The sequence below is a fragment of the Synechococcus sp. CBW1108 genome, from assembly GCF_015840335.1.
Taxonomy (GTDB): Bacteria; Cyanobacteriota; Cyanobacteriia; order PCC-6307; family Cyanobiaceae; genus Cyanobium_A.
On the sequence record NZ_CP060395.1, the window covers coordinates 1,553,033 to 1,571,379 of the forward strand.

Genomic DNA, 18,347 nt, shown 5'->3' on the forward strand with positions numbered 1-18,347 from the left:
AGCACCTCTCTCTCCCCAGCTGCGCGCCTGGCGGGGCACGGTTACGCGGCCCTGGCGATCTTCTGCTGCACCGCCCCTGCGCATTGGCGAGGGAGCTGTTTGCCCAAGCGCTCTAGGCGGGCAACTTCAGCCCGCAGCCTGCTTCAGCCCGCAGCCTTCGGGGCGGCGGTTTTGCGGGGGCTGAGGAACATGATCATGTTGCGACCTTCCCGTTTGGGGGGCTGCTGCACCTCAGCGTTGTTTTCCAGATCTTTGGCCATCCGCATCAGCAACACCTCGGCCAGGGCGGTGTGCTGGATTTCGCGGCCGCGGAAAATCACGGTGCACTTGACCTTGTCGCCGTCCTTGAGAAAGCGCTGGGCCTGACCGATTCGCACCTGGTAGTCGTGGGAGTCGATCTTGTAGCGCATCTTCACTTCTTTGACTTCGGTTTGGTGTGACTTCTTCTTGGCCTCCTTGGCCTTTTTTTCCTGCTCAAACTTAAATTTGCCGTAATCCATGATCCGGCACACCGGCGGATCTGCCTTCTCGCTCACCAGCACCAGATCCAGCTCCCGGTCTTTTGCCACCTCCAGGGCCGCTTCGCGGCTGATCACCCCCAGTTGACTGCCATCCGCGTCAACCACCCTCAGGTTGGGGTAGCTGATGCGATCGTTGATATTGGGCAGCTCCCGCACGGGAGCACGGCGGTCAAAACGGGGACGTGGAGGCATTCAGGGGTGTGAAGGATCGCGAAATCGCTAACGCTTCACCCTAGACCGCGCTCGACCTCCTGCAGGGCTTGTTTGAGCAGGGCTGCCTCACCCTCACCCTCAGCCTCACCCTCCCCCCCCAGCCAGCAGGGCCGGTGGCGGCGGCGGAACCAGGTGCGCTGTCTTTTGGCGAATTGGCGGGTGCGCAGCTGGGTGAGGGCTCCGGCCTCCGCTGCGGTGAGAGTGCCCGCCAGGAGCTGGCGGGCCTCGGCGTAGCCGATCGTGTCGAGGAGGGGCAGCTCCGGCCCGTAGCGCCCGATCAGGGCTTCGGTTTCAGCCACCAATCCCTGCCCGTATAGGGCCCTGGTGCGCTCGGCGATGCGGGCCTCCAGGTTGGCTGGGTTCAGGCCCAGCTCGAGCAGCCGCCAGGGCGGCGGCGTGGCCCCCTGCTGCTCGGAAAGGGGCCTGCCCGTGGCATAGAGCACCTCCAGGGCCCGCTGGGTGCGCACCGCATCGGTGGCCGCGATGCGACCGGCGGCCACCGGGTCGCCCTGGCGCAGCAGCTGGTGGCAGAGGGGCTGGCCGAGGGCTGCCAGCTGGGCGCGCAGCTGGGGTTGGGGCGGTACGGCGGGGGGATTCATACCCTGGGTGATTGCCTGCAGGTAGAGGCCGCTGCCCCCCGCCAAGAGCGCCAGGGGCTTGCGGGCCAGTTCGGCGTTGAGCTGGGCCTCGGCGATGGCGCGGAATTCCTGCAGGTTGAGCGGTTGGTCTGGATCGCGCAGATCCAGCAGCTCGTGGCGGGCCTGGGCCCGCTGGGCGGCGGTGGGCTTGGCGGTGCCCACATCCATCTGGCGGTAGAGCTGGCGCGAATCCACGTTCAACACCGCCAGATCCAGGGCCCTTGCCAGGGCGATCGCCAGGTCGGTCTTGCCGCTGGCCGTGGGGCCGAGCAACACAATCACCAGCGGCTGGTTGGGGGCCATGGCCATACCTTGGCAGGGGGTGTCCAGCCGGGTTGGCGGTGGTAAATTGGGCCTCGTAATGGGCTTTTGAGCCCGTTTGCGTCTTACTTGCCCCGGGATTTCTCCGTCCTGTGCCGAATCCCTGGGGAGACCTTCCTGCATGAGCGACACCAGCAAAGTTCAGGCCGCCTATGGGGCCGAGCAGATCCAGGTTCTCGAGGGACTGGAGCCGGTGCGCAAGCGGCCGGGCATGTATATCGGCTCCACCGGTCCCAGGGGTCTGCATCACCTGGTTTACGAGGTGGTCGACAACGCCGTCGATGAGGCCCTGGCGGGCCACTGCGACCAGATCCTGCTGGTGCTCAACGACGACGGCTCCTGCTCCGTCACCGACAACGGCCGCGGCATCCCCACCGACATCCATCCCCGCACCGGCAAGAGCGCCCTGGAGACGGTGCTCACCGTGTTGCACGCCGGCGGCAAGTTCGGCTCCGGCGGTTACAAGGTGTCCGGCGGCCTGCACGGGGTGGGCGTGTCGGTGGTCAACGCCCTCTCCGAGTGGGTGGAGGTCACGGTCCACCGGCAAGACCAGGTGCACACCCAGCGCTTCGAGCGCGGCGCGCCGATCGGCATTCTTAAGTCTGCCCCCGGTGAGACGGGCCGCACCGGCACCTCGGTGTGCTTCAAGCCGGATCACCAGATTTTCTCCACCGGCATCGAATTCGACTACCAGACCCTCTCTTCTCGTCTGCGGGAGCTGGCCTACCTCAACGGCGGCGTGCGGATCGTTTTCCGCGACGACCGCGCCGCCGCCCTAAATGCCGCTGGCGAGCCCCATGAGGAGATCTACTTTTACGAAGGCGGCATCAAGGAATACGTCGCCTATATGAACGCTGGGAAGGATCCGCTCCATCCCGAAATCATCTATGTCAACCGCGAGAAGGAAGGCGTGCAGGTGGAAGCCGCCCTGCAGTGGTGTGTGGATGCCTACTCCGACAGCATCCTCGGGTTTGCCAACAACATCCGCACCGTCGACGGGGGCACCCACATCGAGGGCCTCAAAACGGTGCTTACCCGCACCCTCAACAGCTTCGCCAAAAAGCGCGGCAAGCGCAAAGACGCCGACAGCAACCTGGCCGGGGAAAATATCCGCGAGGGCCTGACCGCCGTGCTTTCGGTGAAGGTGCCCGATCCGGAATTCGAGGGGCAGACTAAAACCAAACTCGGCAATACCGAGGTGCGCGGCATCGTTGACACCCTGGTGGGGGAAGCCCTGGGCGAATACCTGGAATTCAACCCAGGGGTGATCGACCTGATCCTTGAAAAGGCTATTCAGGCCTTCAATGCTGCTGAGGCGGCCCGCCGGGCCCGGGAGCTGGTGCGCCGCAAGAGCGTGCTCGAGAGCTCCACCCTGCCCGGCAAGCTTGCCGATTGCAGTTCCCGCGATCCGGCTGAATCGGAGATCTACATCGTTGAGGGCGATTCCGCTGGCGGCTCTGCCAAGCAGGGCCGGGACCGGCGCTTCCAGGCGATCCTGCCCCTGCGGGGCAAAATTCTCAACATTGAGAAAACCGATGACGCCAAGATCTATAAGAACACCGAGATCCAGGCCCTGATAACCGGGCTTGGCCTGGGCATCAAGGGCGAAGACTTTGACGAGAAGAATCTTCGCTACCACCGGATCGTGATCATGACCGACGCAGATGTGGATGGCGCCCACATCCGCACCTTGATCCTCACCTTCTTCTTCCGCTACCAGAGAGCCCTGGTGGAGGGTGGCTATATCTACATCGCCTGCCCGCCGCTTTATAAGGTAGAGCGGGGCAAGAACCACTCCTATTGCTACAACGAAACCGACCTTAAAAAGACAATCGAATCCTTTGGAGAGAAGGCCAATTATGCGATCCAGCGCTTCAAGGGCCTGGGCGAAATGATGCCCAAGCAGCTCTGGGAAACCACCATGGATCCCTCCACCCGCATGATGAAGCGCGTCGAAATTGAGGATGCCCTGGAGGCCGATCGCATCTTCACGATCCTGATGGGCGACAAGGTGGCCCCGCGGCGGGAATTCATCGAGGCCCATAGCGCCACGCTTGATTTAGCCCAGCTGGATATTTGAAGTTTTGGCAAGTCTCCCGTCGCTGGTCAGCCTGCGCACCCTGATGCTGCTGGGCTTTGCCCTGCTAGGCCCTGCCTGTTTGCCTGCCGGCGGCGCTGAACTGCGGGTGCCGGAGCTGCGGCGCCGTCAGCGTGCCAGTGAGACCCTAACCGCCGCAGCGGCAGTTGCCCTGCGCTGCTCACCCCGGCGCCAGGCGCCCGTGATCGCCATCGCCTACTCCGGCGAGGCCCTGCGCCCGCTGCGGCGCTGGTGTGAGGCCGGGGGGCAAAGCTGGCTCCAGGTGGAGCTGGCTCCTGGCCTGGCGGGGGCTTTGGCCCTCGGCGGCTCCCGTCGGGGCTGGTTGATTGAGGCCGAATCCTGAAGGGAGCTCAGGCAGCCGCCAGGGCAGCTTCGATGGCGGCCTTCAGTTCAGCCGAATCGGGCTCCACGTTGCTCTTGAAGCGAGCCAGCACGGCGCCGTCCTTGCCGATCAGAAACTTCTCGAAGTTCCAGGCCACCGCCCCGGCAGGTTCGGCCTGGCTGAGGCTGGTGTAGGGCTCTTCGGCCATGGTCACCTTGTCAAACAGGGTGAAATTGGCGCCATAGGTGGTGGAGCAGAACTGTTCGATCTCGGTGAGGCTGCCCGGCTCCTGGGCGCCGAAGTCGTTGCAGGGGAAACCGAGCACGGCAAAACCCTGGGGTCCATAACTGTCCTCCAGCTTCTGCAGGCCGGCGTATTGGCGGGTGAAGCCGCAGCGGCTGGCCACATTCACGATCAGCAGCACCTTCCCGGCCCAGTCCCCCAGGCTGCGCTCGCCGCCCTTGGCGTCGCGCACGGTCACCTTGCTCACTGAGATCGCCATCGGTGCTGGAGTATCGAAGTAATCGGACCCTAGCGAGCCTCCGGCGGGCAGGACCCATAAACTCAGCACTGCGGCGTCTCGGGGCCATGGGCGAGGCCAACGGGATACAGGTGGCTGAGGTGGTCGCCCAGCAGCTGGAATCCCTGCTGGAGGCTGGCAACTACGACGGTGCCAAGTTGCTGCTCGGCCCCGTGCAGGAGGTGGATGCGGCCGAGGCGATCGGCAGCCTGCCGCGCACCCTGCAGGCCCTGGCCTTTCGGCTGCTGCCCAAGGATGAGGCCATTGAGGTCTACGAATACCTCGATGCGGCGGTGCAGCAGACCCTGCTGGAGCGGTTGCGCTCCGGCGAGGTGCTGGAGCTGGTGGAGGAGATGTCCCCCGATGACCGGGTGCGGCTTTTTGATGAATTGCCGGCCAAGGTGGTGCGGCGCCTGCTGGCCGAACTAAGCCCGGCGGAACGGCGGATTACAGCCCAACTACTGGGCTATGAGGCGGAGACGGCGGGCCGGCTGATGACCACCGAATTCGTTGACCTCAAGGAGTTCCACAGCGCTGCCCAGGCCCTGGCGATCGTGCGCCGCCGCGCCCGCGACACCGAAACCATCTATTCCCTCTACGTCACCGACGGCTCCCGCCATCTCACCGGCATCCTTTCGCTGCGGGATCTGGTGACGGCCGATCCGGAGGCCCGCATCGGCGATGTGATGACCCGCGAGGTGGTGAGCGTCGACACCGACACCAACCAGGAGGAGGTGGCCCGCGCCATCCAGCGCTACGACTTCCTGGCCGTGCCGGTGGTCGATCGGGAGCAGCGGCTGGTGGGGATCGTCACCGTGGACGACGTGATCGACGTGATCGAGCAGGAGGCCACCCGCGACCTCTACGCCGCCGGCGCCGTGCAGGCCGGCGACGAAGACGATTACTTCCAGAGCAACCTGTTCACCGTGGCCCGCCGCCGGGTGGTGTGGCTGCTGGTGCTGCTGGTCGCCAACAGCGGCACCTCGGCCGTGATCGCCTCCCAGGAGTTGGTGCTCAAGCAGGTGGTGGTGCTGGCGGCCTTCATCCCCCTGTTGATCGGCACCGGTGGCAACGTCGGTGCCCAGAGCTCCACCGTGGTGATCCGCGGCCTGAGCACCCAGCGGCTCCAGGCGATGGGGGCCTGGCGGGCGATCTGGCGAGAAGCGGTGGCCGGGGCGCTGCTGGGCCTGCTGATGGTGCTGGCGGTGGTGCCCTGGGCCGCCTATGTGGCCGGCAGCTGGGGCGTGGCCACGGCCGCCGGCCTCAGCCTGGTGGTGATCACCACCCTGGCCGCCACTGCCGGAGCCGCCCTGCCCCTGCTGTTTGATCGCCTGGGCCTGGATCCGGCCCTGATGTCGGCCCCGTTCATCGCCACCATCACGGATGTGGCCGGGGTGTTCATCTACCTGCAGCTCGCCTCCTGGCTGCTGCTGCGGGTGGCGTCTCCAGCCTGACCCGAGTTTTCTGAGAGACGTTCACACTTCTTTAGGTTAGGCTTTACACATCTTCAAAGCCGTGTCGCCGTGGTCGTCGCTACCGCCGCCCCTGCCGCTGCCCCTACGGGCAGCGCCTCCGCGGACAAACCCGCCCGGTCCATGCCCCAGGTCGATGGCGATCTGGTGCGCAGCTACCTGCGTGACATCGGCCGGGTGCCGCTGCTGAGCCACGAGCAGGAGATCACCCTGGGCCGCCAGGTGCAGGAGTTGGTCGCCCTCGAGGAAATGGAACTGGAGCTGGAAAGCCGCCTGGGCGCCAAGCCCAGCCAGGCCGAGCTGGCCCAGGCAGCCGGCCTGAGTGCACCCCTGCTCAAGAAGCGTCTGCAGGCGGGCCGCCGGGCTAAGGAGCGGATGGTGGCGGCCAACCTGCGGCTGGTGGTGAGCGTGGCCAAGAAGTACACCCGCCGCAACATGGAGCTGCTGGATCTGATCCAGGAGGGCACGATCGGCCTGGTGCGGGGCGTCGAGAAGTTTGATCCCACCCGGGGCTACAAGTTTTCAACCTATGCCTACTGGTGGATTCGCCAGGGCATCACCCGGGCGATTGCCGAGAAGAGCCGCACGATTCGGCTGCCGATCCACATCACCGAAACCCTCAACAAGCTCAAGAAGGGCCAGCGGGAGCTGAGCCAGCTGCTGGGTCGCACCCCAACGGTGACCGAGCTGGCAGAAGCGGTGGAGCTGCCGGAGGAGGAGGTCAAAGACCTGCTCTGCCGGGCACGCCAGCCGGTGAGCCTGGAGACCAAGGTGGGCGACGGCGATGACACCGAATTGATCGACCTGCTGGCAGGCGATGGCGAACTGCCCGAGGAGCGGGTGGATGGGGAGTGCCTCAAGGGCGACCTGCGGGCCCTGCTGGAGCAGCTGCCGGAACTGCAGGGCCGCGTTCTGAAGATGCGCTACGGCATCCCCTGCGCCGACAATCCCGAGGGCGGCGAGCCCATGAGCCTCACCGGCATTGGCCGCATCCTCGGCATCAGCCGCGACCGGGTGCGCAACCTGGAGCGCGACGGCCTAGCTGGCCTGCGCCGGATCAGCGACGCCGTGGAGGCCTACGTAGCCGGCTGAGGCCGCCAGCAGGCAGTAGGCCAGCGACATGGCCCCTGGGTCCGGATGGCCCAGGCTGCGCTGGCCATGGGGGCGGGCCCGCCCCCGCTGCGGCAGCAGATCCGCGGTGGCGGTGGCTGCCGCCAGGCTGGTGTTTGCGGCGTTCTGCAGGGCCTGAGCTAGATCCAGGCCCTCATCCAGGTCGGCCCGGAGCTGCAGGCAGAAGGGCTGGAGGGCGTCGAGCATGGTTTTGTCGCCCGGTGCCGCCTGGCCCAGGTCGATCACGGCCTGCAGGGCGGCCCCAAAGGCTGCGGCTACGTCGTTGGGCCCGATCTCCGTCGCCTGGGCTAGGGATTGGCCCGCCGCCAGCAGGGCACCGCCCCACAGGGCTCCGGAGGTGCCGCCACCGTGGTCTGACCAGGCCTCGCCCGCTTCCATCAGCGCCTCCCCGGGGCCGCACCCGCGCCCGCAGGCGCCGATGGCGCTCTCCCGGGCTCCTCGAATGCCCCGCAGCATCCCCAGGCCATGGTCCCCATCGCCCGCCACGGCATCGAGGCCCCCGAGTTCCTCGACCCGCTCTTGCAGTTCCTCCTCCACGGCTTTGAACCGCGCCAGCAGCGCCTCCTGCTCGGGCGTCAGGGGGGCGGGCTGTGTAGGGGGCTCAGAGGGGAGTTCCGGCTCGGGCCGTTGGGTCGCCGGCTGCTGGGGGCCATCCGACTCGGCGGCCAGCTGGCCGCGCCGGTAGGCGGCGCTGTCGGCGGCGGCGTTCCAGAAGCCTTCAAGCTCCCCATCCAGCCAGAAGAAGCTGAGCGAAACCCCGGCCATGTCGAGGCTGGTGACCAGTTCGCCGCATTCACAGTCGGCCATCACCACACCCCTGCCTTGCAGCTCCCGGTTCACCGCCCCGAAGAGCACGAACAGCTCTTCGTACTTGAAGCAGCCCAGCCCGTTCACCAGCACCACCAGCCGTTGCTGGTCTTCGGGCACATCCGCCGGCCGTTCGGCCAGCAGCCGCTCCACAAGCAGTGCCGCCAGGGGGCCGGCCTCGGTGAGGGGCCCCTCGCTCAGGCCGGGCTCGCCGTGGAGCCCCATGCCGATGGCCATGCGGCCGCTGGGGACCTCAAACAACGGCTGGTCCGCTCCCGGCAGGGTGCAGCCACTGAAGGCCACGCCCAGCGAGCGGGTGCGCCCGTTGGCCTTGCGGGCGAGCCGTTCCACCTCATCGAGGGGCAGGCCGGCTTCGGCGGCGGCGCCGGCCACCTTGTACACCGCCAGGCCACCGGCGATGCCGCGCCGCAACTCCTGCTGGTCGATGGGGGCACTGGCGATGTCATCGGTGACGGTCACGATGCGCACGTCGATCCCCTGGCGGCGCAGTCGCTCAGCTCCGAGCGTGAAGTGCAGCACATCTCCGGCGTAGTTGCCGAAGGTCAGCAGCAGGCCCGCGCCGCGCTCCACGGCCGATCCCACCCGCACCACCTGGCCGGCCGAGGGCGAGGCAAAGATGTTGCCGCACACGGCCCCGGCGGCCAGGCCCCGGCCCACCAGGCCGGCAAAGGCCGGATAGTGGCCGGAGCCGCCGCCCACCACCACGCCCACCTGGTCGCTGGGAATCGGGGCCAGCCTCATCACCCCGCCATCGATGCGGCGCACATGCCTGGGGTAGGCCGCCGCGAAGCCGTCGATGGCCTCGCTGGCGAAGTTGGCGGGATCGGTCGGTAGGTAGCCCATGGCCCAAGGTTATTCAGCTATTGAGCCCCAAAGGAATGGGGCGCTGGAAGGTCGTCCAGCCGCGCCGGCAGATCCTCCGGCACCCGAAAGATTTCTCGGCGTCCACCCTTGCCCGGAAGTAGCAGCCCCCGGGATGCCAGCTTCTGCAGATCGCTGCGGGCGGTCTGATGGCTGACACCATGGCTGTTCTGGTGGCAGAGCACCGCATAGCGGAAGCCCGAATGGCTCAGCGCATGCCGCAGCAGGGAGCCGCTGCTGCAGGGTGCCCAGCTCATGGGCCTTGCGCTCCAGATAGGTGTGCAGGCTGCCGATGGCCTGCTGGATCACCTTCACCTGGGCCAGCAGGAAATAGGTGAGGTCGTTGTCGTCGCTCTCGCTGAGCAGGATTGAAAGCTCGTACTGTCCCCGGGCCTTGTTGATCCCCGAGGAGATCGAGATGAATTCAAATAACCAGTAGCCCTGATGGAGCATCGCCCAGTAAAAGAGCGCCCTTGCCGTGCGGCCTGCGGGGCAGCCGGCTGGGCAAAGTTCTTTGAACTTCAAACTTGCTTCAAATTAGAAGATGATTTGACTTCGTTCCTTGCCTACGCTGCCGGTGATCCCGCTCGCTTCTCCGTGAAGGACGCCTCCCGCACCGTGCCGTTCCAGGTGATCGGCGTGGGCGTGGTGCTCAACCCAGGCGGCGAGGTGCTGATCGACCAGCGCCTCAATGAGGGCCTGCTGGGTGGGCTGTGGGAATTCCCCGGCGGCAAGCAGGAGCCCAGCGAGCCGATCGCCGAAACCATTCGCCGCGAGCTGGAGGAGGAGCTGGCGATCGCGGTGGAGGTGGGCGAGGAGCTGGTCGTGATCGAGCACGCCTACGGCCCCAAGCGGCTGCGCTTCGTGGTGCACCTCTGCACCTGGCGCTCGGGGGCGCCCCAGCCCCTGGCCTCCCAGCAGGTGCGCTGGGTGCGGCCCGAGCAGCTGGGCCAATACCCCTTTCCGGCGGCCAATGGGCGGATCATTGCCGCCCTGCTGGAGCGGCTCCAGCTTGGGGTGAACTGAATGCCCATGCCCATGTCCTTCCTGGCGTCGCCGCCCCAGGTGCTGTGTCTGGGGGAGGCCCTGGTGGATCGTCTAGGTCCCCTTGGCGGCGATCCGGCCATCGATTCCCCATGGGATGACCGCCTCGGCGGGGCTCCCGCCAATGTGGCCTGCGCCCTGGCCCGGCTCGGCACCCCGACAGCTTTTCTGGGGCGGCTGGGCCGGGATGGCATCGGCCAGGCGTTTGCTGAGCTATTTGCCGAGCGGGGGGTAGATACCAGAGCCCTCCAGTGGGATGGGGCCCATCCCAGCCGCATTGTGTTGGTGCGGCGCGATGGGGAGGGTGAAAGATATTTTGGCGGTTTTGCCGGCGACGGTGGGTCTGGCTTTGCGGATCAGGCGTTCGACACCACCGAGCTAGCTACCGCACTCGGGCCCCTGCTGGCGACGGCGCGCTGGTTGCTGGTGGGCACCATTGCGCTCGCGTCGCCCTTCGCGGCATCAGCCCTGGGGCTCGCCTGCCGTCAGGCCGCGGCGGCCGGCGTGGCCCTGGCCCTCGATGTCAATTGGCGCCCCACCTTCTGGGATCCGGCCGCCGATCCCGCCAGTGGGCCCTCTGCGGCCCAGATCACCGCCATGGAGCCGCTGCTGCGGCAGGCCGCCCTGGTCAAGTGCGCTGCCGAGGAGGCCCGCTGGCTGTTTGGCAGCGCCGACCCCGCCGTGGTGCGCGCCGCCCTGCCGCAGCACCCGGATGTGGTGGTTACCGACGGCGGGGCGCCGTTGCGTTGGTGCTTCGCCGGCCGCAGCGGAGAGCTGTCCGCCTTCCGGGTGCCGGTGGTCGATAGCACCGGTGCTGGCGATGCCTTCACGGCTGGCCTGCTGCATGGCCTGTTGCACGATCCGTTGTGCAGCCAGCCGGGGCAGCTTTTGCGCTTTGCCAGTGCCTGCGGTGCCCTGGTCTGCCAGGGTGCCGGCGCCATTGATCCCCAGCCCAGTTCCGGCACGGTGCAGGCCTTCCTCGCCCACCGCGTCTGAGGCGGATCGGCTGCCTTGGGCAGCGCGCTCAAGTTGGTGCGCTCAACTCGAGCCGGCGCCCTGCATCGGGGTTGTGGGGGTCGGCCAGGTTGAGGTGCACCTGCCAGCAATTGGCAGGTAGGCCGCTGAGTCGCTCGGGCCACTCCACCGCCAGCAGGGCGCCTAGGGCGCGCGCCTCCTCCTCCTCCTGGGCGAAGAGTTCATCGGCGGCGGCGGGTAGGTCCAGCCGGTAGAGATCGAGGTGCACTAGCCCGCCACCTGCTGCGTCGCCAGTTGCACCACCAGCTGGGCCCCTGATGCCCGCCAGCCGGTAGTGCTGGGCCAGGGCAAAGGTGGGGCTGGTGATCGGTTCGTCGATGCCCAGGCCGGCGGCCAGGCCCTGCACTAGGCAGGTTTTGCCGGCCCCCAGGTCGCCGTGCAATAGCAGGGTGCTGGTGGGGGGCAGCCGGGATGCCAGCTGCCGGCCGAAGGCCAAGGTGGCGGCGGCGTCGGCGAGGTAAAGGCTCACAGCAATTGATTACATAGCTGTAGATTGGTCGATAGCGAGCCCGAAGCCTCGGCGTCTCCGCAGATATTTCCAAACCACGCCCTCCCAGTCGGGAGCGAGCAGTACACCCAGTAAAAACCCATGGTGGCTACCCCCGCGGCTCCTGCACTGCAGAGCACCAACACCTATGTGATTGCCGATCTCGGCCTGGCTGATTTCGGCCGCAAGGAGATTGCGATCGCCGAAACCGAGATGCCCGGCCTGATGGCTCTGCGCGCCAAATACGGTGCTGAGCAGCCCCTCAAGGGAGCGCGCATTGCCGGCTCCCTGCACATGACGATCCAGACCGCCGTTCTGATCGAAACCCTGGTGGCCCTCGGCGCTGAGGTGCGCTGGGCCAGCTGCAACATCTTCTCCACCCAGGATCACGCCGCAGCGGCCATCGCTGCTGCCAATGTGCCGGTGTTCGCCTACAAGGGCGAAACCCTTGATGAATATTGGGCCTTTACCCACCGCATCCTCGAGTGGGGCGATGGCGGCACGCCCAACATGATCCTCGATGACGGCGGCGATGCCACCGGCCTGGTGGTGCTCGGTGCCAAGGCCGAGAGCGATCCCTCGGTGCTCGATAACCCCTCCAACGAAGAGGAAACGGCCCTCTTCAACTCGATTCGCCAGAAGCTGGCAGCCCAGAGCGGCTTCTATTCCCGCATCTACGCCAACATCCAGGGCGTCACCGAGGAGACCACCACCGGTGTGGCCCGCCTTTACCAGATGCAGAAGGCCGGCGAACTGCCTTTCCCTGCGATCAACGTCAACGACTCGGTTACCAAGAGCAAGTTTGACAACCTTTACGGCTGCCGGGAATCCCTGGTGGACAGCATCAAGCGCGCCACCGATGTAATGGTGGCCGGCAAGGTGGCCCTGGTGATGGGCTACGGCGATGTGGGTAAGGGTTCGGCCCAGTCGCTGCGGGGCTTGGGGGCCACCGTGATGATCGCCGAAATCGATCCGATCTGCGCCCTGCAGGCCGCCATGGAGGGCTATCGCGTCGTGCGGCTCGACGACGTGGTGGGCGATGTGGACATCTTCGTAACCGCCACCGGCAACTTCAAGGTGATCACCCACGAGCACCTGATCCAGATGAAGGATCAGGCGATCGTCTGCAACATCGGCCACTTCGACAACGAGATCGACGTGGCTTCGCTCAAGCAGTACCCCTGGGACAACATCAAGCCCCAGGTTGATCACATCCTGCTGCCCTCAGGCAACAAGATCATCCTGCTGGCTGAAGGGCGGCTGGTGAACCTGGGCTGCGCCACCGGCCACCCCAGCTTCGTGATGAGCAACTCGTTCACCAACCAGGTGCTGGCCCAGATCGAACTGTTCACCAAGGGTGCCCAGTACGACAAGCAGGTGTATGTGCTGCCCAAGCATCTCGATGAGATGGTGGCGCGGCTGCACCTCGAGAAGATCGGCGTCAAGCTCACCGAGCTCAGCGCCGAGCAGGCCGCCTACATCAACGTGCCGGTGCAAGGGCCCTACAAGCTCGAGCACTACCGCTACTAAGCCCCCCAGGTCTTGCCCATTTGGGGGTTGACCACGCCCGCCCGCACTGCGTGCGAACAGCGGGCTTTGGTCAACTCCTAACCGGGCCAGGCGATTTGGGAGCGGGCCTAGTTCGCTTTTGGGCTATTGAACTAAGCAGAGCCCTCGCTGGAGTTCCGACGGGGGCTTTTTGTTGGCTTGGGGGCCTCAGGCGCCCCCGGGGGTGCCTGATCAGAAGGGCACTTCCTCTTCGCTGGGGGCGCCGCCGCCAAAGCTGGAGCCACTTCCAGCCATGCCACCGCCATTTTCGGCGTCCCGCTTGGATCCCAGCAGCTCCAGGCGGTCGACGCGGATCACGGGTTTGGTGCGCTCCTCGCCGCTGGCCCGGTCAGTCCAGCGGTCCAGCTTGAAGCTGCCGATGATGCCCACCAGGGCTCCCTTGCGGACGTAGTCGGCGGCTACCTGGGCCTGCTTGCCCCAGATTTCCAGGTTGAACCAGTCGGGTTCGTCTCCGGAACTGCGGCGGTTCACGGCCAGGGTGAGGTTGGCCACCACGCTGCCCGATTCGAAGTAGCGAACTTCCGGGTCGCGGCCGGCCCGGCCGACGAGGGTTATTGAATTGACGCCCATGGCGCTGTCTCCTGTGTTGTTGAGTCAATGATGGGGCACCCGGTTGGGCTGCCACCTTTCATCAGTTCCACCGTTTGGGCCGTCTGTAACACCCCCCTATGATTCAGCCCTTGCAGGCGGACGTCCGTGTTTTTTCGTCGGTTTCGATTTTCGCGGGACATCGGCATTGATCTGGGCACGGCCAACACGTTGATCTTCGTGTCAGGCAAGGGGATCGTGCTCCAGGAGCCCTCCGTGGTGGCCATGGATCTCGAGCGTGGCGTGCCCCTGGCGGTGGGCAATGAGGCCAAGTTGATGCTGGGCCGTACCCCGGGCAACATCCGGGCCGTGCGGCCGCTGCGAGATGGGGTGATCGCCGACTTTGACGCGGCCGAGCAGATGATCAAGACCTTCATCTTCAAGGCGAACGAAGGCCGCGGGATCATGGCTCCCCGCCTGGTGATCGGCATCCCCAGTGGCGTTACCGGCGTGGAGCGTCGGGCCGTGCGCGAAGCCGGTCTCGCTGGCGCCCGGGAGGTGCATCTGATCGACGAACCCGTGGCGGCGGCCATCGGTGCGGGCCTGCCCGTAACCGATCCGGTGGGCACCATGATCGTCGATATCGGCGGCGGCACCACCGAAGTGGCGGTGTTGAGCCTGGGCGGCACCGTGATCAGCGAGTCGGTGCGGGTCGCTGGAGATGAGCTCAGCGAGTCGATTGGCGTCTACCTCAAGAAGGTGCACAACCTGGTGGTCGGTGAGCGCACCGCCGAGGACATCAAAATCCGCATCGGCTCCGCCTTCCCCGACGACCCCCACGACAGCACCTCGATGGATGTGCGTGGGCTGCACCTGCTCTCCGGCCTACCCCGCACCATCAACGTGCGCGCCGGCGACATCCGCGAGGCGATGGCCGAACCCCTCAACGTGATCGTCGAGGCGGTCAAACGCACCCTGGAGCGCACCCCGCCCGAGCTGGCCGCCGACATCGTCGATCGGGGCATCATGTTGGCCGGCGGTGGTGCCCAGGTGCGGGGCATCACTGACCTGATCAGCCACGAGACCGGCATCCTCACCCATGTGGCCGAGGACCCCCTGCTCTGCGTGGTCAATGGCTGCGGCATCGTGCTTGAGGATTACAAGCGGCTGGAGCGCGTGCTCGATACCCCTGATTTCGCACGCCAGACCGTCTGAGCTCCATGCCGCCAGGCCGCCGGCAACGCCTCCCCGCCCTGGGGGGGATTCTTCAGGCCTGGCCCTGGGTGCTGCTGTTGCTGGCCCTGTTGGCCGTGAGGCTCAGTAAGGGGGCTGGCTTTGTCGACGCCTACGCCTTGCTGAGTCGGCCCTTCTGGCCTGGCAGCGCCCAGGGGGAGTGGCTGCGCAGTGCCGAGATTCTCAACAGCCAAACCAGGCTCAGCCAGCTGGAGCTGGACAATCGCCGGCTGCGCTCGCTGTTGCGGCTGCAGACAGGCGGCAAGGGCATGGTGTCGGCGCCGGTGATCTCCCGCCAACCCGGGGGCTGGTGGCAGCAGCTGGTGATCGGTAGCGGCGCCCTGCAGGGCGTCCGCCCAGGCATGAGCGTGACCGCACCAGGGGGCCTGATCGGCCGGGTGGCCAGTGTCACCCCCAGCACGGCAACGGTGGCCCTGCTCACCGATCCGGGCAGCCGCGTGGGGGTCTGGGTGGGCCGCATCCAGAGCCACGGCCTGCTTACGGGGATCGGCACCAGCCGGCCCTTGCTGCGCTTTCTGGAGAAGGATCCCGGCGTGCGTCCAGGCGATGTGGTGGTCACCTCGCCGGCCAGCACCCTGGTGCCGCCCAACCTCACCGTCGGGGTGATCCAATCTGTCGATGAGCGGGCGGTGCCGGCCACCGATGCGGTGGTGCAGCTCAGTGCCCCGCTGGATGCGGTCGACTGGGTGCAGGTGCTGGTGCAGTGAGTCAGCTGACCCGCCACCGATGGTGCCTGGCCACGGCCCTGCTGGTGCCCTGGCTGGTGCTGGCTTCGCCGGGTCCGTTGAAACTCGCCGGGGTGGCGCCAGCCTGGGCTGTGTTGTGGCTCCTGCCCTGGGCGCTGGTGGATGGCCCCCTGTCCGGCGCCCTGGCCGGCCTGGGGTTGGGTCTGGTGCTCGACGGCCTGCATCTGGGCCCGATCAGTGAGATTCCAGCCCTGGCCCTGTTGGGCTGGTGGTGGGGCCGGATGGGGCGCCTTGGCCCGCCGATCGAGCGCAGTTTCAGCCTTGGCCTGCTGGCCCTGATCGGCGCGGCCCTGGTGGGGGGCAGCCTGCTCCTGCAGAGCCTGCTGGCGGGTGGCTGGCCCCTGTTGCCCGCCCTGCACACCTGGCTGGCCCAGACCCTGCTGACGGCCCTTTTGGCACCACCTCTGTGTTCTCTCCAGCTGCTGCTCTGGCGGCGCCAGACCCTGGGGGGGCGAAGCTGAGCTGATGGGAGGCGAGCTGGGCCGGCGTCGATTTCTGGAACTGCTCGGCGCGGGCAGTGGAACGGCCCTGCTGGCGGCGAGCTTGGGCAGCTGCGCTCGGCCCGGCCCCGGGGGAGCTGACGGGCGGGTGCTCAATTTCTGGACCCTGGATTTGGCCCCCAAGTTCAACGCCTATGTGCTGGGGCTGATTGCGGCCTGGGAGGGCCAGAACCCCGGCATCCGGGTGCGCTGGACTGACGTGCCCTGGAGCTCGGTGGAACGCAAGTTGCTGGCTGCGGTCTTCGCCCGCACCGCCCCTGACCTGGTCAATCTCAACCCCCCCTTCGCTGCCAACCTGGCCAGCAAGGGGGGGCTGCGGGATCTCACCGAGGTGTTGCCCGCCGGAGCCGCCGGGGCCTACCTGCCAGCGATCTGGGAGGCGGGGCGCCAGGGGGTAGGGGCTTCGGCCGAGCAGTTCGCCATCCCCTGGTATCTGACCGCCCGAATCAGCATGGCCAATCGCCGGCTGTTGGAGCGCGCCGGCTACGGGGCCCCGCCCCTCCAATGGAGTGGGGTGCCGGCCTATGCGGAGGCGGTTCGCCGTCGCACCGGCCGCTACGCCCTGTTTGTCACCGTCGTGCCCGACGACTCCGCCGAGTTGCTGGAAATCCTGGTGCAGATGGGGGTGCAACTGCTCGACGGGCAGCAGCGGGCCGCATTCAACAGCCCGGCCGGTCGGCGTGCTTTCGCCTTCTGGAGCGACCTCTACCGGCGCGGCCTGCTGCCCCGCGAGGTGGTGAGCCAGGGCTACCGGCGGGCGATTGAGCTCTACCAATCGGGTGACCTGGCCCAGGTGGCGACCGGCCCCGATTTTCTGCGCAACCTGCAGACCAACGCCCCGGGGATCGCCGCCGTGACGGCTCCCTACGTGCCACTCAGCGGGGCCGGCGGTGAGGCCAACGTGGCCGTGATGAACCTGGTCGTGCCCAGGCAGAGCGCCCTGGCGGCGGAGGCGACCCGCTTCGCCCTCTTTCTCACCAACGGCCCCAACCAGCTGGCCTTTGCCGAGCAGGCCAGGGTGCTGCCCTCCAACCAGGTGGCGCTCCAGCAGCTGGAGGCCTCGCTGGAGGCTGCCCTTGGCCCAGCGGGGGCTGCTGCCCAGCCGAATGGCCAGGATTCCCTGGTGCTGCGGGCCCGGTTGCTCTCGGCCCAGACCCTGCGGCGGGCCAGGGTGCTGGTGCCGGCCAGCCCAGGGGTGAAACGGCTGCAGGCGATCGTCTACACCCAGCTGCAGCGGGCCATGCTGGGCCAGGTGGACAGTGATGCCGCCCTGGCCACGGCTGCCGATGAGTGGAACCGCTACGCCCGGGCCCGCTGGGGCTGATATCAGGGTTTCCAGGTTCTGTCTGTTTCTGTAGAAATCCTTAAAAGTGGTCAGAGTGGCTCCAGGGGCGGGGTTCTTGGGGATGACCGGGGGACGCGCCTAGGGGTATGGTTGCGATTCTTCATCTCGGCGCTTTGCCCATGCCCTTGGAGGACAGGCCCAGTACCGGTGATTCCCAGGCTGAGCCCAGGGCCACCGTGATGGTGGTGGACGACGAGGCGGCCGTGCGGCGGGTGCTGGTGATGCGCCTCCAGCTGGCGGGCTACCGGGTTATCTGCGCCGAGGATGGCGAGGAGGCCCTGACCCTGTTCCACCAGGAGCAGCCAGATTTGATCGTGCTCGACGTGATGCTGCCGAAGCTGGATGGCTTCGCCGTCTGCCGCCGCCTGCGGGCCGAGTCCTGCGTGCCGATCATCTTTCTCTCGGCCCTCGATGCGATCGCCGAGCGGGTTTCCGGGCTGGACCTCGGCGCCGATGACTACCTGCCCAAGCCCTTCAGCCCCAAGGAGCTCGAAGCCCGGATCGCCACCATCCTGCGCCGGGTGGGCCGGGGTTCTGCAGCGGCCGAGCCCCGGGAGGTTCCAAGCGGCAGTGGGGTTCTGCGCGTCGGCGATCTGGTGGTCGACACCAACCGCCGCCAGGTGACCCGCGATGGTGAGCGCATCGGCCTCACCTACACGGAATTCAGCCTGCTCGAGCTGTTGTTTCGGGAGCCGGGTCGGGTGGTGCCGCGGGCTGAGATCCTTGAGCAGCTCTGGGGCTATCCCCCCCGCCGGGCCGCCGATCTGCGGGTGGTGGATGTGTATGTGGCCCGCCTGCGCGGCAAGCTCGAACCCGACCCCCGCAACCCCGAGCTGATCCTCACGGTGCGGGGCACCGGCTATGCCTCCCAGCGGATGGCCGAATTGACTCTGGCGGCGAGCAGCTGACGCTCC

General features: G+C 67.0%; 18 protein-coding genes and 1 pseudogene. 12 read left to right on the forward strand and 7 right to left on the reverse strand.

Translation table 11 applies throughout. The annotated features are described in order from the left end of the window. Nucleotides 1-143 precede the first annotated feature (143 nt). Nucleotides 144-713, reverse strand: coding sequence for a translation initiation factor IF-3 (gene infC / locus H8F27_RS08355; protein ID WP_197153109.1), 570 nt, complete (start codon nucleotides 711-713; stop codon nucleotides 144-146). A gap of 35 nt (nucleotides 714-748) precedes the next feature. After that, nucleotides 749-1,681: a tRNA (adenosine(37)-N6)-dimethylallyltransferase MiaA gene (gene miaA, locus H8F27_RS08360; RefSeq protein ID WP_370594483.1), complete on the reverse strand. Its 933-nt coding sequence runs from the start codon at nucleotides 1,679-1,681 to the stop codon at nucleotides 749-751. Between the two features lie 133 nt (nucleotides 1,682-1,814). Between miaA and gyrB the strand changes: the two genes are divergently transcribed. Both gyrB and H8F27_RS08370 read left to right on the forward strand, forming a co-directional pair. Further along, nucleotides 1,815-3,773 carry a DNA topoisomerase (ATP-hydrolyzing) subunit B gene (gene gyrB, locus H8F27_RS08365; protein ID WP_197153113.1) on the forward strand — a complete coding sequence of 653 codons (1,959 nt, stop codon included), beginning with the start codon at nucleotides 1,815-1,817 and terminating at the stop codon, nucleotides 3,771-3,773. Between the two features lie 4 nt (nucleotides 3,774-3,777). Next, nucleotides 3,778-4,134 (forward strand): SH3 domain-containing protein, encoded by a 357-nt coding sequence (locus H8F27_RS08370; RefSeq protein ID WP_197153115.1) that lies wholly within the window; start codon nucleotides 3,778-3,780, stop codon nucleotides 4,132-4,134. A gap of 7 nt (nucleotides 4,135-4,141) precedes the next feature. Here H8F27_RS08370 and H8F27_RS08375 read toward each other — a convergent pair whose 3' ends face one another. After that, nucleotides 4,142-4,615 carry a glutathione peroxidase gene (locus H8F27_RS08375; RefSeq protein WP_197153117.1) on the reverse strand — a complete coding sequence of 158 codons (474 nt, stop codon included), beginning with the start codon at nucleotides 4,613-4,615 and terminating at the stop codon, nucleotides 4,142-4,144. 86 nt (nucleotides 4,616-4,701) lie between these two features. Between H8F27_RS08375 and mgtE the strand changes: the two genes are divergently transcribed. Together mgtE and H8F27_RS08385 are read left to right on the forward strand one after the other, a co-directional pair. After that, nucleotides 4,702-6,087 carry a magnesium transporter gene (gene mgtE / locus H8F27_RS08380; protein WP_197153124.1) on the forward strand — a complete coding sequence of 462 codons (1,386 nt, stop codon included), beginning with the start codon at nucleotides 4,702-4,704 and terminating at the stop codon, nucleotides 6,085-6,087. A 141-nt stretch (nucleotides 6,088-6,228) separates the two neighbouring features. After that, the gene (locus H8F27_RS08385) at nucleotides 6,229-7,197 is read left to right on the forward strand and encodes an RpoD/SigA family RNA polymerase sigma factor (protein ID WP_197153450.1); all 969 of its coding nucleotides are present in this window, start codon (nucleotides 6,229-6,231) and stop codon (nucleotides 7,195-7,197) included. On the opposite strand, the gene H8F27_RS08390 is transcribed toward H8F27_RS08385, so the two are convergent. Further along, nucleotides 7,144-8,907, reverse strand: a complete 1,764-nt coding sequence (locus H8F27_RS08390; RefSeq protein WP_197153126.1) for a dihydroxyacetone kinase family protein — start codon at nucleotides 8,905-8,907, stop codon at nucleotides 7,144-7,146. The genes H8F27_RS08385 and H8F27_RS08390 overlap by 54 nt on opposite strands. 17 nt (nucleotides 8,908-8,924) lie before the next feature. Beyond that, nucleotides 8,925-9,182 (reverse strand): DeoR family transcriptional regulator, encoded by a 258-nt coding sequence (locus H8F27_RS08395; protein WP_197153128.1) that lies wholly within the window; start codon nucleotides 9,180-9,182, stop codon nucleotides 8,925-8,927. Between the two features lie 307 nt (nucleotides 9,183-9,489). Between H8F27_RS08395 and mutT the strand changes: the two are divergent. Both mutT and H8F27_RS08405 read left to right on the forward strand, forming a co-directional pair. After that, nucleotides 9,490-9,951: pseudogene (mutT, locus tag H8F27_RS08400) on the forward strand (8-oxo-dGTP diphosphatase MutT); the annotation flags it as partial. Between the two features lie 21 nt (nucleotides 9,952-9,972). Beyond that, nucleotides 9,973-10,965 carry a carbohydrate kinase gene (locus H8F27_RS08405; protein ID WP_370594504.1) on the forward strand — a complete coding sequence of 331 codons (993 nt, stop codon included), beginning with the start codon at nucleotides 9,973-9,975 and terminating at the stop codon, nucleotides 10,963-10,965. Nucleotides 10,966-10,993: 28 nt separating this feature from the next. On the opposite strand, the gene tsaE is transcribed toward H8F27_RS08405, so the two are convergent. Continuing rightward, the gene (gene tsaE, locus H8F27_RS08410) at nucleotides 10,994-11,473 is read right to left on the reverse strand and encodes a tRNA (adenosine(37)-N6)-threonylcarbamoyltransferase complex ATPase subunit type 1 TsaE (RefSeq protein ID WP_197153139.1); all 480 of its coding nucleotides are present in this window, start codon (nucleotides 11,471-11,473) and stop codon (nucleotides 10,994-10,996) included. Between the two features lie 120 nt (nucleotides 11,474-11,593). Between tsaE and ahcY the strand changes: the two genes are divergently transcribed. After that, nucleotides 11,594-13,021, forward strand: coding sequence for an adenosylhomocysteinase (ahcY, locus tag H8F27_RS08415; protein ID WP_197153141.1), 1,428 nt, complete (start codon nucleotides 11,594-11,596; stop codon nucleotides 13,019-13,021). Nucleotides 13,022-13,231: 210 nt separating this feature from the next. On the opposite strand, the gene H8F27_RS08420 is transcribed toward ahcY, so the two are convergent. Further along, nucleotides 13,232-13,630 carry a single-stranded DNA-binding protein gene (locus H8F27_RS08420; protein WP_197153142.1) on the reverse strand — a complete coding sequence of 133 codons (399 nt, stop codon included), beginning with the start codon at nucleotides 13,628-13,630 and terminating at the stop codon, nucleotides 13,232-13,234. Nucleotides 13,631-13,756: 126 nt separating this feature from the next. Here H8F27_RS08420 and H8F27_RS08425 point away from each other — a divergent pair, with 126 nt between their 5' ends. The 5 genes from H8F27_RS08425 (at nucleotide 13,757) to rpaB (ending at nucleotide 18,341) form a co-directional block, all read left to right on the forward strand. Then, nucleotides 13,757-14,803: a rod shape-determining protein gene (locus tag H8F27_RS08425; protein ID WP_197153144.1), complete on the forward strand. Its 1,047-nt coding sequence runs from the start codon at nucleotides 13,757-13,759 to the stop codon at nucleotides 14,801-14,803. Between the two features lie 5 nt (nucleotides 14,804-14,808). Continuing rightward, a complete protein-coding gene (gene mreC / locus H8F27_RS08430; protein WP_197153146.1) occupies nucleotides 14,809-15,549 on the forward strand; it encodes a rod shape-determining protein MreC in 741 nt (246 codons plus the stop codon). Next, nucleotides 15,546-16,049 carry a rod shape-determining protein MreD gene (locus H8F27_RS08435; protein ID WP_197153148.1) on the forward strand — a complete coding sequence of 168 codons (504 nt, stop codon included), beginning with the start codon at nucleotides 15,546-15,548 and terminating at the stop codon, nucleotides 16,047-16,049. The genes mreC and H8F27_RS08435 overlap by 4 nt, the downstream gene beginning before the upstream one ends. 4 nt (nucleotides 16,050-16,053) lie before the next feature. Then, entirely contained in the window at nucleotides 16,054-17,412 is a 1,359-nt protein-coding gene (locus H8F27_RS08440; protein WP_197153158.1) for an ABC transporter substrate-binding protein, read from the forward strand. A 140-nt stretch (nucleotides 17,413-17,552) separates the two neighbouring features. Then, nucleotides 17,553-18,341 (forward strand): response regulator transcription factor RpaB, encoded by a 789-nt coding sequence (gene rpaB / locus H8F27_RS08445; RefSeq protein ID WP_197153451.1) that lies wholly within the window; start codon nucleotides 17,553-17,555, stop codon nucleotides 18,339-18,341. Nucleotides 18,342-18,347 lie beyond the last annotated feature (6 nt).

Bases quoted from the DNA above. Each gene is read 5' to 3' on its own strand.
- infC (WP_197153109.1), bottom strand. From the start codon at position 713: ATGCCTCCACGTCCCCGTTTTGACCGCCGTGCTCCCGTGCGGGAGCTG.
- H8F27_RS08420 (WP_197153142.1), bottom strand. From the start codon at position 13,630: ATGGGCGTCAATTCAATAACCCTCGTCGGCCGGGCCGGCCGCGACCCG.
- H8F27_RS08385 (WP_197153450.1), top strand. From the start codon at position 6,229: ATGCCCCAGGTCGATGGCGATCTGGTGCGCAGCTACCTGCGTGACATC.
- mgtE (WP_197153124.1), top strand. From the start codon at position 4,702: ATGGGCGAGGCCAACGGGATACAGGTGGCTGAGGTGGTCGCCCAGCAG.
- gyrB (WP_197153113.1), top strand. From the start codon at position 1,815: ATGAGCGACACCAGCAAAGTTCAGGCCGCCTATGGGGCCGAGCAGATC.
- H8F27_RS08375 (WP_197153117.1), bottom strand. From the start codon at position 4,615: ATGGCGATCTCAGTGAGCAAGGTGACCGTGCGCGACGCCAAGGGCGGC.
- H8F27_RS08395 (WP_197153128.1), bottom strand. From the start codon at position 9,182: ATGAGCTGGGCACCCTGCAGCAGCGGCTCCCTGCTGCGGCATGCGCTG.
- ahcY (WP_197153141.1), top strand. From the start codon at position 11,594: ATGGTGGCTACCCCCGCGGCTCCTGCACTGCAGAGCACCAACACCTAT.
- rpaB (WP_197153451.1), top strand. From the start codon at position 17,553: ATGCCCTTGGAGGACAGGCCCAGTACCGGTGATTCCCAGGCTGAGCCC.
- H8F27_RS08390 (WP_197153126.1), bottom strand. From the start codon at position 8,907: ATGGGCTACCTACCGACCGATCCCGCCAACTTCGCCAGCGAGGCCATC.
- miaA (WP_370594483.1), bottom strand. From the start codon at position 1,681: ATGGCCATGGCCCCCAACCAGCCGCTGGTGATTGTGTTGCTCGGCCCC.
- H8F27_RS08440 (WP_197153158.1), top strand. From the start codon at position 16,054: ATGGGAGGCGAGCTGGGCCGGCGTCGATTTCTGGAACTGCTCGGCGCG.
- mreC (WP_197153146.1), top strand. From the start codon at position 14,809: ATGCCGCCAGGCCGCCGGCAACGCCTCCCCGCCCTGGGGGGGATTCTT.